This window comes from Nocardia higoensis NBRC 100133, assembly GCF_000308595.1.
Classification (GTDB): Bacteria; Actinomycetota; Actinomycetes; order Mycobacteriales; family Mycobacteriaceae; genus Nocardia; species Nocardia higoensis.
In genome coordinates this window covers 1-2,813 of the sequence record NZ_BAGA01000063.1, presented here as the reverse complement: position 1 = coordinate 2,813, position 2,813 = coordinate 1, and the positions used below count along the sequence as shown (strand labels likewise).

Genomic DNA, 2,813 nt, shown 5'->3' with positions numbered 1-2,813 from the left:
GGGTTGTGTGTTGTTTCAGATACCGCACAGTGGACGCGTAGCTTCTTCGTTAATAAGTCCTCGGCCGATTAGTACCAGTCACCTCCACACGTTACCGTGCTTCCAGTTCTGGCCTATCAACCCCATGGTCTGTGGGGGGCCTTACCCCCTCGAGGGGGTGAGAAACCTCATCTTGGAACAGGCTTCCCGCTTAGATGCTTTCAGCGGTTATCCCTTCCGAACGTAGCTAACCAGCAGTGCCCTTGGCAGGACAACTGGCACACCAGAGGTTCGTCCGTCCCGGTCCTCTCGTACTAGGGACAGCCTTCCTCAAGTTTCTGACGCGCGCGGCGGATAGAGACCGAACTGTCTCACGACGTTCTAAACCCAGCTCGCGTGCCGCTTTAATGGGCGAACAGCCCAACCCTTGGGACCTACTCCAGCCCCAGGATGCGACGAGCCGACATCGAGGTGCCAAACCATCCCGTCGATATGGACTCTTGGGGAAGATCAGCCTGTTATCCCCGGGGTACCTTTTATCCGTTGAGCGACACCGCTTCCACATGCCGGTGCCGGATCACTAGTCCCGACTTTCGTCCCTGCTCGACCTGTCAGTCTCACAGTCAAGCTCCCTTGTGCACTTGCACTCGACACCTGATTGCCAACCAGGCTGAGGGAACCTTTGGGCGCCTCCGTTACATTTTGGGAGGCAACCGCCCCAGTTAAACTACCCACCAGGCACTGTCCCTGAACCAGATCATGGTCCGAGGTTAGAAGTCCAATACGACCAGAGTGGTATTTCAACGACGACTCCACGAACACTGGCGTGCCCGCTTCACAGTCTCCCACCTATCCTACACAAACCGTACCGAACACCAATACCAAGCTATAGTGAAGGTCCCGGGGTCTTTTCGTCCTGCCGCGCGTAACGAGCATCTTTACTCGTAATGCAATTTCGCCGAGTCTGTGGTTGAGACAGCAGAGAAGTCGTTACGCCATTCGTGCAGGTCGGAACTTACCCGACAAGGAATTTCGCTACCTTAGGATGGTTATAGTTACCACCGCCGTTTACCGGGGCTTAAATTCTCAGCTTCGCAACCCGAAGGTCGCTAACCGGTCCTCTTAACCTTCCGGCACCGGGCAGGCGTCAGTCCGTATACATCGTCTTACGACTTCGCACGGACCTGTGTTTTTAGTAAACAGTCGCTTCTCTCTGGTCTCTGCGACCACCACCAGCTCAGGAAGCAAGTTCCGTCACCAGCGTTGGTCCCCCTTCTCCCGAAGTTACGGGGGCATTTTGCCGAGTTCCTTAACCACAGTTCTCTCGATCGCCTCGGTATTCTCTACCTGACCACCTGTGTCGGTTTGGGGTACGGGCCGTGTACCAACTCACTAGAGGCTTTTCTCGGCAGCATAGGATCACTGAATTCACCTCAATCGGCTACGCATCACCTCTCAGGCACATGTTGTGCGGATTTGCCTACACAACGCCCTACAGGCTTACACCAGTACTACCACTCACTGGCCCAGCTACCTTCCTGCGTCACCCCATCGCTTGACTACTACACCCAGGATCGTGCGCAGCCACTTCCGGCCTCCCGAAGGAGGTCCATCCGCTTTTGGGCACTTAGCACAGATGATTCGCCATTGGGCGCGGATACACGGGTACGGGAATATCAACCCGTTGTCCATCGACTACGCCTGTCGGCCTCGCCTTAGGTCCCGACTCACCCTGGGCGGATTAACCTGGCCCAGGAACCCTTGGTCATTCGGCGGACGAGTTTCTCACTCGTCTTTCGCTACTCATGCCTGCATTCTCACTCCCATAGCCTCCACAACTAGTTCACACTGCTGCTTCCCTGGCTACAGGACGCTCCCCTACCCATCCACACCACTGCACCAAGCCCCGTAAGGCAAGGCGGATGTATTGTGTGAATGCCGCGGCTTCGGCGGTGTACTTGAGCCCCGCTACATTGTCGGCGCAGGATCACTTGACCAGTGAGCTATTACGCACTCTTTCAAGGGTGGCTGCTTCTAAGCCAACCTCCTGGTTGTCTTCGCGACCCCACATCCTTTTCCACTTAGTACACGCTTAGGGGCCTTAGCCGGCGATCTGGGCTGTTTCCCTCTCGACTACGAAGCTTATCCCCCGCAGTCTCACTGCCACGCTCTCACACACCGGCATTCGGAGTTTGGCTGACTTCGGTAAGCTTGTGGGCCCCCTAGGCCATCCAGTAGCTCTACCTCCGGCGTGAAACACGTGACGCTGCACCTAAATGCATTTCGGGGAGAACCAGCTATCACGGAGTTTGATTGGCCTTTCACCCCTACCCACAGCTCATCCCCTCAGTTTTCAACCTAAGTGGGTTCGGGCCTCCACGACGTCTTACCGTCGCTTCACCCTGGCCATGGGTAGATCACTCCGCTTCGGGTCTAGAACATGCGACTCAAAACGCCCTATTCGGACTCGCTTTCGCTACGGCTACCCCACACGGGTTAACCTCGCCACATGCCACTAACTCGCAGGCTCATTCTTCAAAAGGCACGCCATCACCCCCAGCAGTAAACTGCTCGAAGGCTCTGACGGATTGTAAGCGCACGGTTTCAGGTACTATTTCACTCCCCTCCCGGGGTACTTTTCACCTTTCCCTCACGGTACTAGTCCGCTATCGGTCACCAGGGAGTATTCAGGCTTACCGGGTGGTCCCGGCAGATTCACAGCAGATTTCACGGGCCCGCTGCTACTCGGGTACTCACTACAACAGAGCATGCATTTTCGCTTACCGGACTCTCACCGTCTACGGTCGGCCGTCCCAGACCAATTCAGCTAACAC

Annotated in this window: 1 rRNA gene; it reads right to left on the bottom strand. The window is 56.1% G+C overall.

From position 1 onward, the window contains the following. Positions 1–48 precede the first annotated feature (48 nt). Positions 49–2,813, bottom strand: a 23S ribosomal RNA gene (locus ON26_RS08505); the annotation flags it as partial.